Annotated in this window: 18 protein-coding genes and 1 riboswitch; of the genes, 11 read left to right on the forward strand and 7 right to left on the reverse strand. The window is 72.0% G+C overall.

What is annotated here, in order from left to right:
- The 4 genes from ABZS40_RS27405 (at position 1) to ABZS40_RS27420 (ending at position 3,746) form a co-directional block, all read left to right on the forward strand.
- Positions 1 to 984, forward strand: a complete 984-nt coding sequence (locus tag ABZS40_RS27405) for an alpha/beta hydrolase (protein ID WP_354946373.1) — start codon at positions 1 to 3, stop codon at positions 982 to 984.
- Positions 977 to 2,080, forward strand: coding sequence for an alpha-hydroxy acid oxidase (locus ABZS40_RS27410; RefSeq protein WP_354946374.1), 1,104 nt, complete (start codon positions 977 to 979; stop codon positions 2,078 to 2,080). The genes ABZS40_RS27405 and ABZS40_RS27410 overlap by 8 nt, the downstream gene beginning before the upstream one ends.
- A 3-nt stretch (positions 2,081 to 2,083) precedes the next feature.
- A complete protein-coding gene (locus tag ABZS40_RS27415) occupies positions 2,084 to 3,418 on the forward strand; it encodes a PLP-dependent aminotransferase family protein (protein WP_354946375.1) in 1,335 nt (444 codons plus the stop codon).
- Positions 3,419 to 3,485: 67 nt separating this feature from the next.
- Positions 3,486 to 3,746, forward strand: a complete 261-nt coding sequence (locus ABZS40_RS27420; RefSeq protein ID WP_091397680.1) for a hypothetical protein — start codon at positions 3,486 to 3,488, stop codon at positions 3,744 to 3,746.
- Positions 3,747 to 3,861: 115 nt separating this feature from the next.
- Here ABZS40_RS27420 and ABZS40_RS27425 read toward each other — a convergent pair whose 3' ends face one another.
- Complete coding sequence (locus tag ABZS40_RS27425; RefSeq protein WP_354946376.1) at positions 3,862 to 5,298, reverse strand: glycine hydroxymethyltransferase; 1,437 nt, start codon at positions 5,296 to 5,298, stop codon at positions 3,862 to 3,864.
- Between the two features lie 19 nt (positions 5,299 to 5,317).
- Positions 5,318 to 5,407, reverse strand: a riboswitch (ZMP/ZTP riboswitch).
- A 149-nt stretch (positions 5,408 to 5,556) separates the two neighbouring features.
- Between ABZS40_RS27425 and ABZS40_RS27430 the strand changes: the two genes are divergently transcribed.
- Positions 5,557 to 6,363 (forward strand): SDR family NAD(P)-dependent oxidoreductase, encoded by an 807-nt coding sequence (locus tag ABZS40_RS27430; RefSeq protein WP_354946377.1) that lies wholly within the window; start codon positions 5,557 to 5,559, stop codon positions 6,361 to 6,363.
- A gap of 57 nt (positions 6,364 to 6,420) precedes the next feature.
- Here the strand turns inward: ABZS40_RS27430 and ABZS40_RS27435 are convergent, their stop codons facing one another.
- From ABZS40_RS27435 to ABZS40_RS27445, 3 genes are all read right to left on the reverse strand, one after another.
- A complete protein-coding gene (locus ABZS40_RS27435; RefSeq protein WP_354946378.1) occupies positions 6,421 to 6,921 on the reverse strand; it encodes a hemerythrin domain-containing protein in 501 nt (166 codons plus the stop codon).
- A 79-nt stretch (positions 6,922 to 7,000) separates the two neighbouring features.
- A complete protein-coding gene (locus ABZS40_RS27440) occupies positions 7,001 to 7,870 on the reverse strand; it encodes an NAD(P)H-hydrate dehydratase (protein ID WP_354946379.1) in 870 nt (289 codons plus the stop codon).
- Positions 7,854 to 8,585: a histidine phosphatase family protein gene (locus tag ABZS40_RS27445; RefSeq protein ID WP_354946380.1), complete on the reverse strand. Its 732-nt coding sequence runs from the start codon at positions 8,583 to 8,585 to the stop codon at positions 7,854 to 7,856. Before ABZS40_RS27445 ends, ABZS40_RS27440 begins: the two co-directional genes overlap by 17 nt.
- A 156-nt stretch (positions 8,586 to 8,741) precedes the next feature.
- Between ABZS40_RS27445 and ABZS40_RS27450 the strand changes: the two genes are divergently transcribed.
- On the forward strand, positions 8,742 to 9,068 hold the full coding sequence (locus tag ABZS40_RS27450; RefSeq protein WP_354946381.1) for a hypothetical protein: 327 nt from the start codon (positions 8,742 to 8,744) through the stop codon (positions 9,066 to 9,068).
- Positions 9,069 to 9,172: 104 nt separating this feature from the next.
- Complete coding sequence (locus ABZS40_RS27455) at positions 9,173 to 10,144, forward strand: DNA primase small subunit domain-containing protein (protein WP_354946382.1); 972 nt, start codon at positions 9,173 to 9,175, stop codon at positions 10,142 to 10,144.
- Between the two features lie 11 nt (positions 10,145 to 10,155).
- Here the strand turns inward: ABZS40_RS27455 and ABZS40_RS27460 are convergent, their stop codons facing one another.
- On the reverse strand, positions 10,156 to 10,662 hold the full coding sequence (locus ABZS40_RS27460; protein ID WP_354946383.1) for an Lrp/AsnC family transcriptional regulator: 507 nt from the start codon (positions 10,660 to 10,662) through the stop codon (positions 10,156 to 10,158).
- A 72-nt stretch (positions 10,663 to 10,734) separates the two neighbouring features.
- Here ABZS40_RS27460 and pdhA point away from each other — a divergent pair, with 72 nt between their 5' ends.
- From pdhA to ABZS40_RS27480, 4 genes are all read left to right on the forward strand, one after another.
- Positions 10,735 to 11,934, forward strand: a complete 1,200-nt coding sequence (gene pdhA / locus ABZS40_RS27465; RefSeq protein WP_354946399.1) for a pyruvate dehydrogenase (acetyl-transferring) E1 component subunit alpha — start codon at positions 10,735 to 10,737, stop codon at positions 11,932 to 11,934.
- Positions 11,931 to 12,935, forward strand: coding sequence for an alpha-ketoacid dehydrogenase subunit beta (locus ABZS40_RS27470; RefSeq protein ID WP_354946400.1), 1,005 nt, complete (start codon positions 11,931 to 11,933; stop codon positions 12,933 to 12,935). The genes pdhA and ABZS40_RS27470 overlap by 4 nt, the downstream gene beginning before the upstream one ends.
- Entirely contained in the window at positions 12,920 to 14,287 is a 1,368-nt protein-coding gene (locus ABZS40_RS27475) for a dihydrolipoamide acetyltransferase family protein (protein ID WP_354946401.1), read from the forward strand. The genes ABZS40_RS27470 and ABZS40_RS27475 overlap by 16 nt, the downstream gene beginning before the upstream one ends.
- A 188-nt stretch (positions 14,288 to 14,475) precedes the next feature.
- A complete protein-coding gene (locus ABZS40_RS27480) occupies positions 14,476 to 16,155 on the forward strand; it encodes a right-handed parallel beta-helix repeat-containing protein (protein ID WP_354946402.1) in 1,680 nt (559 codons plus the stop codon).
- An 83-nt stretch (positions 16,156 to 16,238) separates the two neighbouring features.
- On the opposite strand, the gene ABZS40_RS27485 is transcribed toward ABZS40_RS27480, so the two are convergent.
- Positions 16,239 to 18,326, reverse strand: coding sequence for a PQQ-dependent sugar dehydrogenase (locus ABZS40_RS27485; protein ID WP_354946384.1), 2,088 nt, complete (start codon positions 18,324 to 18,326; stop codon positions 16,239 to 16,241).
- A 23-nt stretch (positions 18,327 to 18,349) separates the two neighbouring features.
- A complete protein-coding gene (locus tag ABZS40_RS27490; protein WP_354946385.1) occupies positions 18,350 to 19,315 on the reverse strand; it encodes a sugar phosphate isomerase/epimerase in 966 nt (321 codons plus the stop codon).
- Positions 19,316 to 19,915: the final 600 nt, after the last annotated feature.

The raw sequence follows: 19,915 nt of genomic DNA on the forward strand, positions 1-19,915 counted from the left end.
ATGGCAGTGCACCCGGAGGTGGCGGCCTATCGGGCGGCCCGTGCCGCGGCCGGCACCCCGCCGCTGTACGCACAGACCCTTCCCGAGGCGCGCGCCGCGGACCTGGCCGCGATCCGCGCCGGCGGCGGCGCTGTCGAGCCGGTGACCGAGGTACGCGACGAGCGGTTCCCCGGCCCCGCGGGGGAGCTGCCGCTGCGGGTGTACCGGCCGACCGGGTCGGGTCCGCTGCCCACACTGCTGTACTTCTTCGGCGGCGGGTGGACACTCGGCAGCGTCGACACCGCCGACGGCATCTGCCGGCGCCTGGCCAACGCGGTGCCCTGTCAGGTGATCACCGTCGGCTACCGCCTCGCCCCGGAGCACCCCTTCCCGGCGGCGGTGCACGACTGCCACGCCGCCACCTCGTGGATCGCCCGGCACGCCGACGAGCTGGGCGTGGACCCGACCCGGCTGGCGGTGGGAGGCGACAGCGCCGGCGGGAACCTGGCCGCCGCGGTGACCCTGCTCAGCCGTTCGGACGGGCCGCCGCTCGCCGCGCAGCTGCTGGTCTACCCGAACACCGACCAGAGCGACGACCCGGCCGGGGACGACGACCCGGCGCTGTTCAACCGCCGATCGGTCGCCTGGTACCGGTCGCACTACCTGGCCGACCCGTCGCACGCCAAGGATCCGCTGGCCTCGCCGCTGCTCACCGACGACCTGTCCGGGTTGCCGCCGGCGCTGGTGATCACCGCCGAGCTGGATCCCCTGTGCGCCGAGGGGCAGCGGTACGCCGAGCGGCTGCGCGACGCTGGTGTGTCCACCCGGTTGGCGCACTACCCGGGCATGATCCACGGGTTCTTCGCCATGCCGGGCACCTTCACCGACGGACGGCGTGCGCAGGAAAGCGCTGCGGCCTTCCTGCGCGAGCGCTTCGGGCTGGCGGGTGCGACGGTCTCGGACGTGGCGGCCGGCGTGGCCGCGACCGGGTCCGGCGATGGGTGAGCGGGTGGTGGCCGACCTGCCGGCCGTGTCGCTCGCCGACTACGCCGAGCGGGCCCGGGCCGTGCTGCCGCCGGACGTGTGGGACTACCTGGCCGGCGGCAGCGCGTCCGAGGTGACCCTCGCCGCGAACCGTCACGCGCTGGACCGGGTCGCGGTGCTGCCCCGGGTGCTGCGCGGGGTGGACACCGTCGACCTCGGCACGCACCTGCTCGGCCGTCGGTACGCCATGCCGGTCGGGGTGGCGCCGATGGCGTACCAGCGGCTGGTGCACCCGGACGGGGAGTTGGGTCTGGCGGCGGCGGCCGGCGCGGCCGGAATCCCGTACCTGGCCAGCACGCTGGGCAGCACCCCCATCGAACAGGTCACCGGGGCGGGCGCGGACGTCTGGTTCCAGCTCTACTGGCTGCGCGACCGGGCGCTCGTTCGCGACCTGCTGGACCGGGTCGTCGCGGCCGGCTGCCGGGCGCTGGTGGTCACCGTGGACGTCCCGGTGCTCGGCCGACGTCCCCGGGACCTGCGCAACGCATTCCGGCTGCCGGCGGAGGTGGTCGCCGCGAACCTCCCCGACGGTCGCGACGCGCTGGCGCACTCCGGTGCCCCCGGGGTGTCCGCGATCGCCGCGCACACCGCCGCGTCGTTCGCGCCGGCGCTGCGCTGGGCGGACCTGGCGTGGCTGCGCGAGCAGGTCGACCTGCCGCTGGTGGTCAAGGGGCTGCTGGACCCGCGCGACGCGACCGAGGCGGTACGGGTCGGCGCGGACGCGGTGGTCGTCTCCAACCACGGCGGGCGGCAACTGGACGGAACGCCGGCGAGCGTCACCATGCTGCCGGAGGTCGTCGGCGCGGTCGGGAACGGCTGCCAGGTGCTGCTGGACAGCGGCATCCGGTGCGGCACCGACGTGTTGCGGGCACTGGCGCTGGGTGCGGCCGGGGTGCTGGTCGGCCGGCCGCTGCTCTGGGCGCTGGCCGTCGGTGGCGAACCGGCCGCCCGGGACGCCTTGGGGCTGCTCGTCGCCGAGCTGACCGACGCGCTCACCCTGGCCGGCTGCGCCGACGTGGTCGCGGCCGGCGAGCTGCGCACCCTCGGGGTGGGGTGAGGGGTGAGCGCCGCCGAACCGGTCGACCTGACCGTAGCCGACCTGCACCCCGCGCTGGGTGATTCGGCGCTGACCTCGATGAACTTTCTCAACGAGGTGTCCGAGCGCTATCCGGCGGCGGTGTCCCTCGCGGCCGGCCGGCCGTACGAGGAGTTCTTCGACCTCGCGGCGGTGCACCGGCACCTGGACACCTTCCACCGACACCTCGTCGACGACCTGGGGCACCGACCCGAGCAGGCCCGCCGGCTGCTGCTCCAGTACGGCCGGACCAAGGGCATCGTGCACCACCTGATCGCCCGCAACCTCGCGGTCGACGAGGGGATCACCGTCGACCCGGAGGACGTCGTGGTGACCGTCGGCTGCCAGGAGGCGATGTTCCTGGTGCTGCGGGCGCTGCGGGCCGGGCCGACCGATGTGCTGCTCGCGGTCGCCCCGACCTACGTCGGGCTGACCGGGGCGGCCCGGCTGGTGGACCTACCGGTGTGGCCGGTCGCCGGCGGGCCGGCCGGGGTCGACCTCGCCGACCTGACCGCCCAGGTACACCGGGCCCGGGCGGCGGGGCTGCGACCGCGCGCCTGCTACCTCATGCCGGACTTCGCCAACCCCTCCGGGGTCAGCATCGACACCGTCCACCGGCATCGGCTGCTGGACCTGGCCGCGCAGGAGGATCTGCTGCTGCTGGAGGACAACCCGTATGGCCTGTTCCACAGCGACGACGGGCCACGCCCGCCCACCCTCAAGGCGTTGGACACCGGGCGGCGGGTCGTCTACCTCGGCTCGTTCGCCAAGACCGTGCTCCCCGGCGCACGGGTCGGGTACGTCGTCGCCGACCAGCGGGTGGCCGGCCCGGACGGGCAGGTCGGCCCGCTCGCCGACCAGCTCGCCATGATCAAGAGCATGGTCACTGTGAACACGTCGCCCATCGCGCAGGCGGTGATCGGCGGCCGGCTGCTGGAGCACGGATGCAGCCTGGTGGCCGCGAACACCAGGGAGCGGTCCGCGTACACCCGGAATCTGCGCCACCTGGTGGCCGGCCTCACCCGGCGCTTCCCCGATCAGCCGGACCAGCCGGACGGGTCGGCGGTGCGGTGGACGGTGCCGGCCGGTGGGTTCTTCGTGGTGGTGACAGTGCCGTTCCCCGTCGACGACGCGTTGCTGGACCGCTCGGGGCGCGACTACGGGGTGCTGTGGACGCCGATGGCGCACTTCTACGACGACACCGCGCCGGTGTGCGCGTTGCGGTTGTCGGTCAGCGCTGTCACACCGGAGCAGATCGACGTGGGGCTGGATCGCCTCGCGGCGCTGATCACCGACGAGTTGGCTCGCCGGGCGGGTTGACACACCGCGTTCATCAGATGGCAATGCGCGACGACCCGCGTGCCGCCGTCCTGGTTGGACGGTCATAATAAGCCGCATGGTTGCCTGGGAGTACGCCCTGCTCGTCCGTCGCTATCAGGGACAGGGCCGCAATTTTCACGTCTCGTTCGTCTGGTACGCGCCGGACGGGTCCCGCAAGGACATCACCGCCTACGGCGACACCGCCATCGCGCACCTCAACCGCGCCGGCCGGGAGGGGTGGGAGTTGGTCTCCGCCGCCGAGGACGTCAACAACGTCCAGGGCAGCACCGAAGTGCACCGCTACCACCTGAAGCGCCCGATGGCCTGAGGGCCCGGAACTCCACCCCTGTCCGCGTCGATCATGGAGTTGTGGTGGTGAACAAAAGTCGCCAACCGCCCTGGTTCGGGCACCACAACTCCATGATCGACGCGAGTCGGTCGGCTCAGCTCAGGTCGACGCCGGGGTAGAGGGGGTACGTGGCCAGCAGGTCGGTGGCCTGGCGGGCGACCTTGTCGGCCAGTCCGGCGTCCAGCGTGTACTTCGCCTTCGACGGGGTGCCGTCGGCGTTGGCGCCGGCGGTGGTCTGGGTCAGCACGGTGTGGATCAGCTCGGCGGTCTGGTCCATCTCGGCGGTGCCCAGGCCCCGGGTGGTCAGCGCCGGGGTGCCGATCCGGATGCCGGAGGTGTACCAGGCGCCGTTCGGGTCCTGCGGGACCGAGTTGCGGTTGGTGACGATGCCCGAGTCGAGGAGGGCCTGCTCGGCCTGCCGGCCGGTGAGCCCGTAGCCGGACACGTCGATCAGCACCAGGTGGTTGTCGGTGCCGCCGGTGACCAGCGTCGCGCCCCGCCGCAGCAGCCCCTCCGCGAGCGCCTGGGCGTTGACGACGATCCGCTGGGCGTAGTCGGCGAAATCGGGCCGGCGGGCCTCGGCGAGCGCGACCGCCTTGGCGGCCATCACGTGCGGCAGCGGACCGCCGAGCACCATCGGGCAGCCCCGGTCCACCTGGTCGGCCAGCTCCGGCTGGCAGAGCACCATGCCGCCGCGCGGGCCGCGCAACGACTTGTGCGTGGTGGTCGTGACGATGTGCGCGTGCGGCACCGGGTCGAAGTCGCCGGTGAACACCTTGCCGGCCACGAGGCCCGCGAAGTGCGCCATGTCGACCATGAAGGTGGCGCCGACCGAGTCGGCGATCTCGCGCAGGATCCGGAAATTCACCTTCCGGGGGTACGCGGAGTAGCCGCCCACCAGGATCAGCGGCTTGAACTCGCGGGCGGCCTCGGCCACGCGGTCGTAGTCGATCAGACCGGTCGTCGGGTCGGTGCCGTAGCTGCGCTGGTCGAACATCTTGCCGGAGATGTTCGGCCGGAAACCGTGGGTGAGGTGGCCGCCGGCGTCCAGCGACATGCCGAGCATCCGCTGGTTGCCCAGCTCACGGCGCAGCGCGAACCAGTCGGCCTCGGTGAGGTCGTTGACCTGGCGGACCTGGGCCTTCTTGAGGGCGAGGGACTCCACCCGGTCGGCCAGCACGGCCCAGAAGGCAACCAGGTTGGCGTCGATGCCCGAGTGCGGCTGCACGTACGCGTGCGCGGCGCCGAACAGCTCCCGGGCGTGCTCGGCGGCGAGCGCCTCGACGGTGTCGACGTTCTGGCAGCCGGCGTAGAAGCGGCGGCCGACGGTGCCCTCGGCGTACTTGTCGCTGAACCAGTTGCCCATGGCCAGCAGGGTCGCCGGGGAGGCGTAATTCTCGCTGGCGATCAGCTTGAGCGACTCCCGCTGGTCGGTCAGCTCGGCGCCGATGGCGTCGGCGACCCGCGGCTCGACAGCCCGGATCACCTCAAGGGCACTCCGGAATGCGGTGGATTCGGCGTTGCGGGACATGCGACCTCCAACAGACGTGCGGGAAGGCCCAGGCGCTCGGCAAACGTCCACGTGACGAGGCCGCTCCCCGATGGTTCTCCATCCCCACGCGCCAGTAACGGCCCGGGAGGATCCTACCGGGCCGGGCCCGGCCGTTCGGGCCGCCCTCCGGGAGGCGACCCTGCCGACGTGATTGGGCGATGCGTCGCGGGGCACACGGTAGGTGACCACCGCGCCGTCACGGCTGCGGCCAGGGTTCGCACAGAAGGAGTCGAGAACATGACCACACCCACCTCCCACCGACCGCTCGCCCTGGTGACCGGGGCCTCCAGCGGAATCGGGTACGAGCTGGCGGCGCAGTTCGTCGAGCACGGTTTCGACCTGGTCATCGCGGCCGAGGACGACGGCATCGAGGTGGCCGCGCAGAAGTTGCGCCGCGACGGCGGCCCGCAGATCTGGTCGGTCCGCGTCGACCTGGCCCGCGAGCAGGGCGTGACGGAGCTGGTGGCCGCCGTCACCGCTACCGGGCGGCCGTTGGACGCGCTGGCGCTCAACGCGGGCCGGGGCGCCGGTGGCGCCTTCGTCGGCGGCACCGACCTCGCCGACGAACTGGAGGTCGTCGACCTCAACGTGCGCTCGACGGTGCAGCTGGCGAAGCGGCTGCTGCCCGGGATGGTCGAGCGGGGCGCGGGCCGGGTCCTCTTCACCTCGTCGATCGCCTCCACCATGCCGGGGCCGTTCCAGGCGGTCTACAACGCGTCGAAGTCGTTCGTGCAGTCCTTCGCCGAGGCGCTGCGCAACGAGCTGAAGGACACCGGTGTCACGGTGACCGCGCTGATGCCCGGGCCGACCGACACGGAGTTCTTCGGCCGGGCCGACATGGAGGACACCCGGGTGGGCTCGGGCAGGAAGGACGACCCGGCGAAGGTCGCCGAGCAGGGCTTCGAGGCGATGATGAGGGGTGACCAGACGATCACCGCCGGTTCGCTGATGAACAAGGTGCAGACCGCCGCCGGCAAAATCATTCCGGACAGGCTCAAGTCCGAGCAGCACCGCCGGATGGCCGAGCCGGGATCGGGCAGTTGACCCGGTGCACACCGAAGGGCCCGGCATTCGCCGGGCCCTTCGGTGTGAGCGGGTGCCTCAGGCCGTCACCGCATCGAGCGCCTTCTTGATCGCCTTCGGCGCGGTGGGGGTACGCGGCGCGTCCGCGCGCAACGCGATCATCTTCTCGCCGATCTCCTGGAGCTGCTTGCGGCCCAGCGCGTCGCGGACCTTGGGGAACCACTCCTGCTCTTCCTCCTCGACGTGGTGGGTGACGTTCTCGATCAGCACTGTCGTCTTGGCGTTGAACCGCTCGTCGCCGGCGTCCATGCTGGCCAGCTCGGCGCAGAGCACGTCGGCGACGTGGTGTTCCTCGTACGACTCGAGGATGTCGTCCTCCAGGTCGGGCAGGAGGCGACGGACCTCCGGATACATCACCTCGTTCTCCAGATAGGTGTGCACCGTCAGCGCCTCCAGGATCTGGTCCACCAGCTTCTGCCGCTGGCTCGCCGGCCCCTCCTCGGCGTCCTGGAAGGCCTTGAACAGGCGGCGCATTTCCTTGTGGTCCTCTTTGAGCAGGACGATGGCATCGGTCGACACCGGTCTGACCTCCCTGAAAAGTTTCGGCTGGTGGGGTTCCGGTACCCCGACGCCGAACGCGGAAACAGGTGAAACCGCCTCACACCATCGCCAGGGTGCGGGGGATCTCGTCGAGCAACTCCCGAGCCAGAAAGCCGATCCGGCCGTAGCGGGGGATCAGCCGCTGGCCGCTCACCGAGTGCGCGAACGAGCCCCAGCAGGCCGCCTGCGCCGGGTCGGCACCCCGCGACAGCAGCCCCGCCAGCAACCCGGCGAGCACGTCCCCGCTGCCGGAGGTGCCCAGCCCGGCGTCGCCGCTCTCCTCCCGCCAACCCCGCCCGTCCGGGGCGGCCACGTGCCCGTACAGCGACACGACCGCCTCGTACCGGGCGGCCAACTCGGCGGCCTCGGCGTCCAGGTCGTCGCCCGGGTCCCGCCCCAGCAGGTGCCCGGCCTCGGTGACGTTGGGGGTGAGCACCACGGGCCGACCCGAGCCGACCAGCAGGTCCGGTGCGTGGCTGAGCGCACCGAGGGCGTACGCGTCGAGCACCAGCGACGTGTCCGGACGGGCCGCCTCCAGGACCAGGCTCAGCAGGCGGTTGGTCTCGTCGATCGCCTTCAGGCCGGGGCCGATGGCCACCACGTCCGCCTGCGTGACCAGCTCGCCGAGCTGGCCGTCCCGGTCGGCGGCCACCGCGCCGTCGGCGGTCTCCGGCAGACCGACCACCAGCGCCTCGGGCACCTGGATGCTCAGCGCGGCGGCGGTGGACTCGGCGGCGGCGAGCTGGAGCACCCCGGCACCGGCCCGCAACGCGGCCACCCCGGCGAGCAGCACCGCGCCCGGCGTGAAGCGGGAACCGCCAACCACCAGCACGGTGCCCCGGCTCTCCTTTCCACCGACCGGCACCGGCAGCGCCCAGTCCCGCAGCAACGCCGGCGTGATCACCTTCACCTCAGACCGGCTCGGCATGGATCTCGTCCTCCCTGGTCGGCTGGGCGCCCTGCTGACGCAGGTGCGCGACATCGTTGAAGGCGGTGAGGGCCAGGCGGTCGTCGCCGTCCGCCGACCACTCGGTGATCGAACAGTTGGCGATCACGTCCTGCCGGGTGAGCGCCATCAGCTCGTCCTCGGTCAACCCCTCCAGCAGATAGCGAAGCAGGAAGACCAGCGCGTCGTGGCCGAAGAGCAGCACCTGGCAACCCTCGTGGTCCCGGCGCAGGTCGCCCAGCAGCGTCCGCAGCCGCAACGCCACGTCCGTCCACGACTCTCCGCCCGGCGGCCGGTAGTAGAACTTGCCCAACCGCTCCCGACGGTCGGCCTCGTCCGGGTACCGCCGGCGCACCCCGTGCCCGGTCAGCCCGTCGAGGATGCCCAGCTCCCGGTCGCGCAGTCGCTCGTCGCGGTGGACGGGAATGTCGGTGCCGGCCAGCGCCAGCCGCGAGGTCTGCACCGCGCGCAGGTACGGCGACACGACCGCCACGTCCGGGCGCTTCGCGTCCGGCAGCTCGGCCAGCCAACTGCCGGTCGCCTGAGCCTGCTCCTCGCCGGTCGCGGAGAGCGGCACGTCGGCGTCGCGGTGGGTGAGGTCGATCAGTTCCGCGCCCGACGCCTCGGCGTGCGTCGCCGCGACGTTCGCGGTGCTCTCGCCGTGCCGGACGATCCAGAGGGTTGCCAGTTCCGCCATGTCGACCCCCTACCCGGGTGCCCACCGGGGTAACCGTGCCCCCGCCGATCACACGCCGCCTGACGACCGTGCAGGTCGCCGCCGTCCTTCGGGGGCAGCGCCGCGACGGGTTGATGCGGAACAATGTGCTGGACAGCCAACAGGGGGGGGCCGACGGTGACCGTCGTACGAGGTCTGCGGGAAGCGTTCCTGATATTGGTGATTACCGGGGCGGTGGTCGCCGTCGCGGCAGCGATCTGGGTGGCGACCGCCGGCGGTGCCTACACCAACCGGCTGGGCATCGGCTTGGTGGTGGTGGGCGGGCTCATCGGCGTGACGGGCGACCTGACGCTGAGCCGGATGGGCATGCTCGGCCCGCGCGCCACCTTCGGTGCCGCACCGGAGCGGGAGGCGGCCGACGGTGGCCGGGTGCTCACCGGCGTCGGCATCTTCCTATTCGTCGGGCTGCCAATGATTGTGGTGGGCGTGCTGCTGATCACCTGAGCAGGTGCATCAGCCCTCGCCGTCGCCGGACAGTCGCGCCGCCGCGCCGCACGGGTGTCCGTTCGATGGACGTACGGTGTGCCTGCGCGTCGTACCCTCGGCAGATGGCGACGGCGGCGGAGGAGATCCGGGTGGGTGAGCGGCTGGTCCGCGTCTCCAGCCCCGACAAGCCGTACTTTCCGGAGCGTGGGCTGACCAAGCTGGACGTGGTCCGCTACTTCCTGTCGGTGGGCGAGGGCATCCTACGGGCGCTGCGGGATCGGCCGACCATGCTGGAACGCTGGCCTCGTGGTGTCTTCGAGGGCGCGACGATCGCCACCCGGCAGACCAACCGGGGTGACGCGTTCTACCAGAAGCGGCTGCCGGCGGGCGCGCCCGAGTGGGTGCGGACCGCGCACATCACCTTCCCCAGTGGCCGTACCGCCGACGAGGTGGCGCCGAGCGAGTTGGCAGTGGTCATCTGGGCCGCCAACCTGGGCACCCTGCGGTTCCACCCGTGGCCGGTCACCGCCGCCGACGTGGAACGCCCCGACCAGCTGCGCATCGACCTTGACCCGATGCCCGGCGTCGGTTTCGAGCAGGTGGTGCCGGTGGCGCACGAGGTGCGGGCGTTCCTGGCCGAGCTGGGCATGACCGGTTATCCGAAGACCACCGGCGGTCGGGGGCTGCACGTCTACCTGTCGATCGAGCCGCGGTGGAGCTTCGGTGACTGCCGTCGGGCGGTGCTCGCGTTGGGCCGGGAGATGCAGCGCCGGCTGCCGGACCTGGTCACCACCACCTGGTGGCGCGAGCAACGGGACCGGCCGGTCTTCGTCGACTACAACCAGATGGCCCGGGACCACACGGTGACCTCGGCGTACTCGATCCGGCCGACGCCGGCGGCGCTGGTCTCCGCGCCGCTGGACTGGTCGGAGCTGGACCAGGTCCGCCCGGAGGACTTCGACGTGCTCAGCATGCCGGCCCGGTTCGCCGAGCGCGGCGACCCGCACGCCGGTCTGGACGGTGACCGGCACTCGCTGGAACCGCTGCTGGAGTTGGCCGACCGCGACGGGCTGGAGGCCCCGCCGGAGCGCTGAGCCGCTGCCGGTCACGCCCAGGGGCTGCCGACCCCGTCGAACTCCTCGAAGACCAGCCAGGTGCGGGTGGAGAGCACCCCGGGAATGCTCTGCACCCGGCCCAGCACCACGTCGCGCAGCGCGGCGTTGTCCGGCGCGCGCACCAGCGCGAGCACGTCGTGGTCACCGCCGAGCAACGCGGCGTGCTCGATGTAGCGCACCTGGGCCAGCTCGGCCGACACCTCCCGCCAGGTGTTCTGCTCGATGGTCAGGGCGATGTACGCCGACGTTCCCAGCCCGGCTGCCTCGGGCGCCACCTGGGCGCGGAACCCGGTGATCACCCCGTCGCGGAGCAACCGCTCCACCCGGGCGTACGCGTTGGTGCGGGAGATGTGGATGCGCTCGGCGAGGGTGCGTACCGACGTCCGACCGTCGCGGACCAGCTCGTCGAGGATCCGCCGGTCGACCTCGTCCAATGCTCGGGCCGATCGTCCCGATCCCGCGCCCCGGCTCGCTTCGTCGGCGGTCTCCTGGCTCACTGATGTGCCCTCCGCATGCCAACCGTCCCGCCTTCTGTGTCGATCTTGAGTCAATCATCCACAAGCGGAAGCATAGGCTCACCACACGTCCCAGGAGGTTCCGCCGTGACGACCACTCCCCAGGCGGTCCGCAGGGCATCCCCGCGCACCCGTCGAACGGTCACCCCGCCCGACCCGGCGCGCTCGTTGCTACCGGACGCCGAGCCGGTCCGCCTGCTCGCCGAGAACGGCACGCCGCTGCCCGCCCGCGCCGACTACCCCGAACCACCCGCCGAGGTGCTGCGCGAGCTGTACCGGCGGATGGTGCTCGGCCGCCGCTTCGACACCCAGGCGACCGCCCTGACCAAGCAGGGCCGGCTCGCCGTCTACCCGTCCTCGCGGGGCCAGGAGGCGTGCCAGGTCGGCGCGGTGCTCGCGGTCCGCGACACCGACTGGGTCTTCCCCACGTACCGCGAGTCGATGGCGCTGGTTGCCCGAGGCATCGACCCGGTCGAGGTGCTCACCCTGCTGCGCGGCGACTGGCACTGCGGCTACGACCCCACCGAGGTGCACACCGCACCGCAGTGCACCCCCCTCGCCACCCAGTGCGTGCACGCCGCCGGGCTGGCGCACGGCGAGGCGTACCAGGGTCGCGACACGGTGGCGCTGGCCTTCATCGGCGACGGCGCCACCAGCGAGGGCGACTTCCACGAGGGGATCAACTTCGCCGCCGTGTTCAAGGCGCCGGTCGTCTACTTCGTGCAGAACAACAAGTACGCCATCAGCGTCCCGCTGTCGCGGCAGACCGCCGCGCCGTCGCTGGCCTACAAGGGCGTCGGCTACGGCGTACCCAGCGAGCAGGTCGACGGCAACGACCCGGTCGCTGTGCTCGCCGTACTCACCCGCGCGGTCGCCCACGCCCGGGCCGGCAAGGGGCCGTTCCTGGTCGAGGCGCACACCTACCGGATGGAGCCGCACACCAACGCCGACGACGCCAGTCGCTACCGCGACGGCGCCGAGGTCGACGCCTGGCGGGACCGGGACCCGGTCGCCCGGCTGGAGACCTACCTGCGCGCCCGCGGCGTGATCGACGACGCGACGGTCGCCGAGATCGCCGAGCAGGCCGAGGCGTACGCGGCGGACCTACGGACCCGGATGAACGAGCAGCCCACTGTCGACCCGCTGAGCCTCTTCGACCACGTCTACGCCGAGCCCACCCCACAGCTGATCGAACAGCGTGAGCAGGTCCGCGCCGAGCTGGCCGCCGCCCACGCCGAGGAGGGTGACGCCTGATGGCCACCACCATGGCGAAGGCGCTCAACACCGCGCTCGCCGACGCGCTCGCCGCCGACGACCGGGTCGTCGTCTTCGGCGAGGACGTCGGCGCGCTCGGCGGCGTCTTCCGGATCACCGACGGCCTCCAGGCCCGCTTCGGCGAGAACCGCTGCTTCGACACCCCCCTCGCCGAGGCCGGCATCGTCGGCTTCGCCGTCGGCATGGCCATGTCCGGCCTGCGCCCGGTGGTCGAGATGCAGTTCGACGCGTTCGCGTACCCGGCCTTCGAGCAGATCGCCTCGCACGTGGCGAAGCTGCGCAACCGCACCCGGGGCGCGCTGAGCGTGCCGATCGTCATCCGCGTGCCGTACGCGGGCGGGATCGGCGGAGTCGAACACCACTGCGACTCGTCCGAGGCGTACTACGCGCACACCCCCGGACTGAAGGTCGTCACGCCGGCGACCGTCGACGACGCGTACTCGCTGCTGCGCGAGGCGATCGAGGACCCCGACCCGGTGGTCTTCATGGAGCCCAAGAAGCTCTACTTCGCCAGCGCCGAGGCGTCCCTGCCGACCCGCAACGAGCCGTTCGGCCGGGCCGTCGTGCGCCGGCCCGGACGCGACGCCACCCTGGTGGCGTACGGGCCGGCGGTGCCGGTCGCGTTGGAGGCCGCCGAGGCCGCCCGGGAGGAGGGGTGGGACCTGGAGGTCGTCGACGTGCGCACCATCGTGCCGTTCGACGACGAGACCATCACCGCCTCGGTCCGGCGTACGGGCCGGTGCGTGGTGATCCAGGAGGCGCCCGGCTTCGCGGGCGTCGGCGCGGAGATCGCCGCCCGGGTGCAGGAGCGCTGCTTCCACGCGCTGCACGCCCCGGTGCTGCGGGTCGCCGGACTGGACATCCCGTACCCGGCGCCGATGCTGGAGCACACCCACCTGCCCGGCGTGGACCGGGTGCTCGACGCCGTGGCCCGCCTCCAGTGGGACGACAAGCCGGACGCGCGTTGGGCGGCGGCATGACCATCGTCGAACGGACGCAGGTCTTCCTCCTGCCCGACCTGGGCGAGGGGCTGAGCGAGGCCGAGATCGTCGAGTGGCGGGTCGCCGTGGGTGACGTGGTCACCGTCGACCAGAGCGTGGTCGAGGTGGAGACCGCCAAGGCCGTCGTGGACGTGCCCTGCCCGTACGCCGGCCGGGTGGTCACCCTGCACGGCGCGGCCGGTGAGGTACGCCCGGTCGGCCAGCCGTTGATCACCATCGCGCCGCTGGACGGGGGCGACGAGCCCGCCGGGCACGTTACCTACCGCGAGGAGGAGCGGGCCGGCTCCGGCAACGTGCTGATCGGGTACGGCACGGGCCACGGCACCGCCACCCGTCGTCGGCGTCGGCCCCGACTGGCGGTGGCCCCCGAACCGGTCGACGCCGGCCCGACCGCTGCCGGCGGCCCGTCCGGCGCGGCTGCCGCGTCCGGTGACCCGGCATCGCCGGCCGCCGCCCTGGTCATCTCGCCGATCGTGCGGCGGCTGGCCCGCGAGCACGGAGTCGACCTCCACACGGTGCGGGGCACCGGGCCCGGAGGCGTGATCCGCCGCGCCGACGTGGAGGCCGCGCTGACCGCGCCCGCCGCCCGGCTCGCCGCCGTGCCGGACCCGCAGGTCGGGTCGGCCCCGGTCGGGGACGGCGACATGATCGTGCCGCTGACCGGCGTCCGCAAGGTGATCGCCGACAAGCTCTCCCGCAGCCGGCGGGAGATCCCGGAGGTGACCATCTGGGTCGACGTGGACGCCACCGGGCTGCTGGAGACCCGCGCCGCGATCAACGCGGCGACGCCCGACGCGCCGGTGAGCATCCTGGCCCTGCTGGCCCGGATCTGCCTCAGCGGTCTGCGCCGGTTCCCGCAGCTCAACGCCCGGGTCGACACCGAGGCGCAGCACATCGTCCAGTCCGCCGGGGTGCACCTCGGCATCGCCGCGCAGACCGACCGGGGGCTGCTGGTGCCGGTGCTGCGCGACGCCCAGCGGCTCACCACCGCCGAGCTGGCCGCCGAACTGGCGGCGACCACCGCCGCCGCGCGGGCCGGCAGCCTGCCCCCGGCCCGGCTGACCGGCGGCACCTTCACGCTGAACAACTACGGGGTGTTCGGCGTCGACGGCTCCACGCCGATCATCAACCACCCCGAGGCGGCTCTGCTCGGGGTCGGGCGGATCGTGGACAAGCCGTGGGTGGTCGACGGGCAGCTCGCCGTCCGCAAGGTGACCCAGCTCAGCCTCACCTTCGACCACCGGGTCTGCGACGGCGGGGTGGCCGGCGGTTTCCTGCGGCACGTCGCCGACTGCGTGGAGCGACCGGCGCTGCTGATCGCCGCCGTCTGACGCGTACCCCCTCGGCCCCGGCGTCGCCCGCGCGGCGCCGGGGCCGGCGCACGTCCGGGGCTCCCGGCGGTGTCAACGGGCCGGGGTCGCCCGGCATGGTCATCGGGCCGGGGTTTCTCCGCGGCCTCACCGGGAAGTCGGCCCCGCCGGAGCGCACCGAACGCGTCGAAGGGAGCCCGCCCGTGGCCGTGGCGAACGAGCTGCTACTGAACTCGGTCCGGGTACGACGGCCCGCCTCGGCCGGCGCGCCGCTGTACTGCGACGCGTTGGAGTACGGGCTCACCGGTGACGGCGCTACCAACGACCAGCCGGCGCTGGCGGCCCTGGTGGACCGCCTCGGCGACGGGTACGCCTCGGACGGGCGGGCCCGGGTCATCTACTGCCCGCCGGGCATCTACTCGATCCGGGACGCGGGCACTGTGTGGCGCAGCGGTGTGTCGCTGATCGGGGCCGGCCCGGCGGCGACCCGGTTCATGCTCAGCAACGAGGGCAACCGGGCCGACCCCACCCCGTTGGCCTTCTGGACCACAGTGCAGCACGGCGCCGACCGGGACCGGCACATCGCCGACTGCACCTTTTCCGACTTCCAGATCGACGGCTCCGGCGTCGCCATGGCCGAGTACAACTACCTGGCCAAGGGCCTCGGCCTCCAGTACGTGGTGCGGGGCGTCTTCCGCAACCTCTACATCCACCACACCGCCGCCACCGGGCTGGGCTGCGACTTCCTTCAGGACTCCCTGATCGACGGCGTGGTGGTGGTCGGCTGTGGCCGACTGGACAACGGCGAGCAGATGGGCGGCGCCGGCATCGGAATCGGCATCGGCGGCTGGGGAGCGGTGGAGCGGCTGACCATCGCCAACTGCACCGCCCTGGCCAACGGCACCAACGGCATCTTCCTGGAGTTGCAGAAGGACTACTGGATGCCGCCGCGCGGCTACCGCATCATCGGCTGCCACAGTCAGGGCAACCGCTTCGGCATCTCCGACTGGGGCGCCGACGGCCTGATCGTCTCCGCCTGCACGATGACCGGAAACCTGGAGACCGGGTTCGACGTGTCGGCGCAGGGCACCTCGTCGGTGGCCGGTCGGGGCGGGCTGCTCACCGACTGCGTCATCGACGGCAACATGTGCGACGGGGTCAGCCTCGGCAACAGCCCCGGCCCGTACACCGTCCGAGGCAACCGGATCAGCGGCAACGGCCGGCACGGCTATCACGCCCACGACCTCGGGCGCGGCTACCGCGGCTCGGTCCGGGACGTGGTGATCGAGAGCAACGAGTTCTGGGGCAACGGCCTCGACGCGGTCCGGATCGACCACCAGATGACCGACGCGGTGCTGCTCAACAACCGGATCCGCAACAACGGACGGCAGTACGGCGAGGGCACCGAGGGCGTGGGCGACGCCGTTCGCTACAGCGAGCGGTGCCTGGTGGACCGGTCGGCCAACTGGCCGCACGACGGGCACCGGGGCAAGGTCCTGCGGGTCGGGAAGGCCGTCGCCATGGTGGCCTCCAACACCGGCGACGAACTCACCCTCGCCCCGGTCCGCCCGGATGCGTTCACCGCGTGGAGCGGGAACGTGCCAACGCCGGGATGCGGCTACGAGCTGGCCGCCGCACCGAAGCTGCGGGCCGGCATCACCATCGACGCCCCGTTCGACTCGGCCACCATCCGGGGTAACCGGGTCTGGGACAACCACGACAACCCGACCCAGACGCACGGGCTGTGGATCACCGAGCGGGGCAGTTGCGTGGGCTGCCGGGTCGAGGACAACGACCTGGCCGGCAACGCCGACGAGGGGATGCGACTGGACACCCCGCCGGTGGGCGGACGGTGGCGGGACAACCACGTCAACAGCGACTGGAGCTGACCGGCCCGGTCCGGGCTCGGCGCTGAACGACGTGCGGCGGCGGCCGGAAGGATCCGGCCGCCGCCACTGTCTCGGTTAACTGATCAGCCGGCCAGACCGGCCACCGGGGTCGGGTCCAGCACCACCGTCGCCGAGCCGGACTGGGCGGGTACGCCCGCGTCGGTGTACTCCGCGACGAACACCGCGGTCAGGTTGTCCGCGCCGCTGTGCCCACCGTCCAGGAAGGTGGGGATGGTCCCGGAGCAACCCGTCGAGGTGGAGAGCGGGTGCCCGTGCTCATCGTGCCCGAGCACGTAGGTGACCTTCACCCGGGAGCAGTCCACCGGCAGGTCGTCGGTGACCTTCACCTCGTACGCGACCGTCTGCCCGAACTGGAACGGCTGTCCGGCCACCGGGGCGACGAACTCGACGATCGGCGCGGTCGGCCCGACCACCAGCGGCAGGGACGCCGAGGCGGACCGTCCGGTGCGGTCGGTGACCTTCAACGTCGGCGTGTACGAGCCGTTCTCCGGGAACGTCCAGCTCGCGTTCGGAGCGGTGCTGTCCACCGAGCCGTCCGCGTTGAAGTCCCACGCGTAGCTGAGCTTGTCACCGTCCGGGTCGGTCGTGCCGGCGCTGGAGAACGCGACGGTCAGCGGAGCCTGCCCGACGGTCGGGGTGCCGCTGATCTTCGGGATCGGCGTCCGGTTGCCCCGGACGAAGTCGATCCGGGACAGCTGCGCGTCCGGGTTCTCGGCGAAGTAACCGTCGCCGTACTCCAGGACGTAGAGCGCGCCGTCCGGGCCGAACTCCATGTCCATCGGGTTGTCCACCACCAGCGACGGCGCTACCGGACGGATGTCCGTGACGTCGCCGTCGGAGTCGAGGCGGAACTCCTTGATGTAGTCGCGGGACCACTCGTAGAACAGCGGCACCCCGTCGTAGTAGGCCGGCCACCGGGTGCGCGACGTGCTGGTTCCGTCGTAGTCGTACGCCGGGCCACCCATCGGAGAGATGCCGCCGGTGCCCAACTGCGGGAACTCGGCCGAGGGGGCGGCCGCGTACCAGACCTCCGGCTGCTCGACCGGCGGCAGCACGCGCTTGCCGGTGTTGTGCGGTGAGTCGTTGACCGGGCGCTTGCAGTTGAACTTGGCGCCGGACTCGCCGGTGGCGAAGTCGTAGTCGCGGTAGGCGATCGTCGGCGTCACGCAGTACGGCCAGCCGTAGTTCGCCGGCTTGTCGATGCGCATCCACCGGCCGTGACCGGCCGGGCCTCGCTCCGGGTTCGGGTTGGAGGCGTCTGGCGAGTAGTCGCCCACGTACACGTCGTCGGTCTTCCGGTCGACGGCGAACCGGAACGCGTTGCGCAGCCCCATCGCGTAGATCTCCGGACGGGTCTGCGCCGTGCCGGCCTTGAACAGGTTGCCCGACGGCACCGTGTAACCACCACCGGCCTTCACCTTGATCCGCAGCAGCTTGCCGCGCAGGTCGTTGGTGTTCGCCGCGGTGCGCTGGGCGTCGTACGCCGGGTTGCGGTCGGCCCGCTCGTCGATCGGGATGTAGCCGTCGGAGGCGAACGGGTTGGTGTCGTCACCGGTCGACAGGTACAGGTTGCCCTTACTGTCGAAGTCGATCTGGCCGCCGACGTGGCAGCAGATGCCCCGGTCGGTGGGCACGTCGATGATCTGCTGCTCGCTGGCGAGGTTCAGCTGCGTCCCGTCCAGCTTGAACCGGGACAGCCGCAGCGCGCCCTTGAACCGCTGCCAGTCCGCCTCGGTGCCGGTCTCCGGCGCGTCCCCCTCGTTGACGCCCGGGGTCGCCGGGTCGTCCACAGGGGTGTCCATCGGCGGCGAGTAGTAGAGGTACACCCACTTGTTCTGGGCGAAGTTCGGGTCGATGGCGACCCCCTGCAACCCCTCCTCGTCGTGCTCGTACACCGGGATGTCGGCGGCGAGGGTGTTCAGGCCGGTGCGCGGGTCGTGGATGCGGACCTCACCGGTGCGGGAGGTGTGCAACACCCGCAGGTCGGGCAGGACGGCGAGGCTCATCGGCTCGCCCGGGAAGTCGTTCAGTGTCACTTTCTGGAAGCTGCTGTCCGGCGGCGCGGCCGGCGCTGCGGCCGCTGCCGACGGTGGTACGGCCAGACCGGCCGTCACCAGCAGCAGGGCGGACGCGAATGCGGTCCTGTTCATCAGGTGAGTCCCCCGGGGTGGTTTCAGTACCGAAGTGAAGCGAGATAGTCGAAGCCGACGCGAGCGGTGTCCAGGGCGTCGGCGGGGGAGCGCGGCGCGGTGCCCGCGTCGTCACGCTCCACGATGTATTCCTCGATGCCGGCCTCACGCTCGTGGGCGAAGATGCGGCCGAAATCGATGACGCCGTCGCCGAGGTCGGCGAAGCCACCCTCGACGTCGAGGTCCTTGACGTGCACCTGGCGGATCCGACCGCGGTTGGCCCGGATCACGTCGACCGGGTCGTGGGCGCCCCGCCAGGTCCAGTAGAGGTCGAGCTCGAAGTGGACCAGCCGGGGATCGGTCTGCGAGCTGAGGATGTCGAACCCGGTCGAGCCGCCGGTCAGCGGCACGAACTCGAGCTGGTGGTTGTGGTAGCCGAAGTCGAGCCCCGCGCGTTCGGCGAGCCGGCCGGCGCGGTTCAGGTCCCGGGCCAGGGCCCGGTAGACGGCGGGGTCCCGGATCGGCTGACCGCTCGCGTCCCGACCGAAGTACGGGTGGACGATCTTCTTGCAGCCCACCACGTTGGCGTCGGCGAGGGCCCGCTCCCAGGTGGCGGCGTCGAACGGCTGCGGGATGCCGACGTGCCCGGAGGTGGACCGCAGCCCGGCCTCGTCGAGCGCGGCCCGGAACTGTGCGGCGGTGCGTCCGACGAACCCGGCGTGCTCCACGCGCCGGTAGCCGATCCGACGCAGCGCGTCCAGGGTGCCGGGCAGATCGGCGGCGAGCTGATCGCGCAGCGTGTAGAGCTGAATGCTGATCCGGTCCACCGGCACCCGACGGCGGCCCTGGGCCTGCCCGGTGGATGCGGCGGGCGCGGCGGCGGCAGTGCCGCCGAGCAGACCGGCGGCGCCGACGGCGGCCGCGGAGACGGTTGCGGCGCGCAGCACTCCACGCCGGCTGACCGGCTCGGACGCCGGTGTCGGCCCCGGTCGGTTGAGTTGTTGATCCATGGTGGTGGTCCCTTCCTGACGGCTGGTACGCCGTCGGCGGCGGTCGACCTGACTGCCGTCCGCCGGGCGCGCCGAACCGGCCGGAGCCGGGCTCCGGCTGGACGGTGAGGGACGGCGCGGGTGCGGCCCGGACCCATCGGGGGGCGGAACGCGGCGACCCGGCAGAGGTGGCGGCAAGTTGATCGACGAATGGGCAACCCTCTATCTAGATCGAGACCCTACCCTTGCCTCCGGACGAAGGCAAAGCTTTGTCGCGTTCGCCGGAAGTTTCGCTTCAGCTGACAAAAGTCCGCCCCCGAGGTGCGCCACTCGGCGTGACCTTCTACTTCCCGTGCCCACCGCGCCGCGCGATCCGCCTCCCGCGCCGCCCGAGGGTTCATGAAAGTCGCGGTGTCAGGACGACCGGGATGCCACGACTTCCTTGAGGCCGAGTCGATCATGAAGCGGGTCGACGGCACGCCCCGCCATCCGGACAGTCGACGTTGCGTCGCTCAAGCGGAGCACATCGGATGACACGGGTCGGTTGAACCCCTGTTACGGCCAAGCGGAGCATTGTCGGAAAATGCGTCGACAAATGCGCTGCCGATTATTTCGGAATGC

The sequence above is a fragment of the Micromonospora sp. NPDC005324 genome (assembly GCF_040607155.1).
In the GTDB taxonomy this organism is placed as follows: Bacteria; Actinomycetota; Actinomycetes; order Mycobacteriales; family Micromonosporaceae; genus Micromonospora; species Micromonospora trifolii.

What these genes read in the sequence shown, in the direction of transcription:
- ABZS40_RS27405 (WP_354946373.1), top strand. Translation starts at nt 1, where the DNA reads ATGGCAGTGCACCCGGAGGTGGCGGCCTATCGGGCGGCCCGTGCCGCG.
- ABZS40_RS27410 (WP_354946374.1), top strand. Translation starts at nt 977, where the DNA reads ATGGGTGAGCGGGTGGTGGCCGACCTGCCGGCCGTGTCGCTCGCCGAC.
- ABZS40_RS27425 (WP_354946376.1), bottom strand. Translation starts at nt 5,298, where the DNA reads ATGTCCCGCAACGCCGAATCCACCGCATTCCGGAGTGCCCTTGAGGTG.
- ABZS40_RS27430 (WP_354946377.1), top strand. Translation starts at nt 5,557, where the DNA reads ATGACCACACCCACCTCCCACCGACCGCTCGCCCTGGTGACCGGGGCC.
- ABZS40_RS27440 (WP_354946379.1), bottom strand. Translation starts at nt 7,870, where the DNA reads ATGCCGAGCCGGTCTGAGGTGAAGGTGATCACGCCGGCGTTGCTGCGG.
- ABZS40_RS27445 (WP_354946380.1), bottom strand. Translation starts at nt 8,585, where the DNA reads ATGGCGGAACTGGCAACCCTCTGGATCGTCCGGCACGGCGAGAGCACC.
- ABZS40_RS27455 (WP_354946382.1), top strand. Translation starts at nt 9,173, where the DNA reads ATGGCGACGGCGGCGGAGGAGATCCGGGTGGGTGAGCGGCTGGTCCGC.
- ABZS40_RS27485 (WP_354946384.1), bottom strand. Translation starts at nt 18,326, where the DNA reads ATGAACAGGACCGCATTCGCGTCCGCCCTGCTGCTGGTGACGGCCGGT.
- ABZS40_RS27490 (WP_354946385.1), bottom strand. Translation starts at nt 19,315, where the DNA reads ATGGATCAACAACTCAACCGACCGGGGCCGACACCGGCGTCCGAGCCG.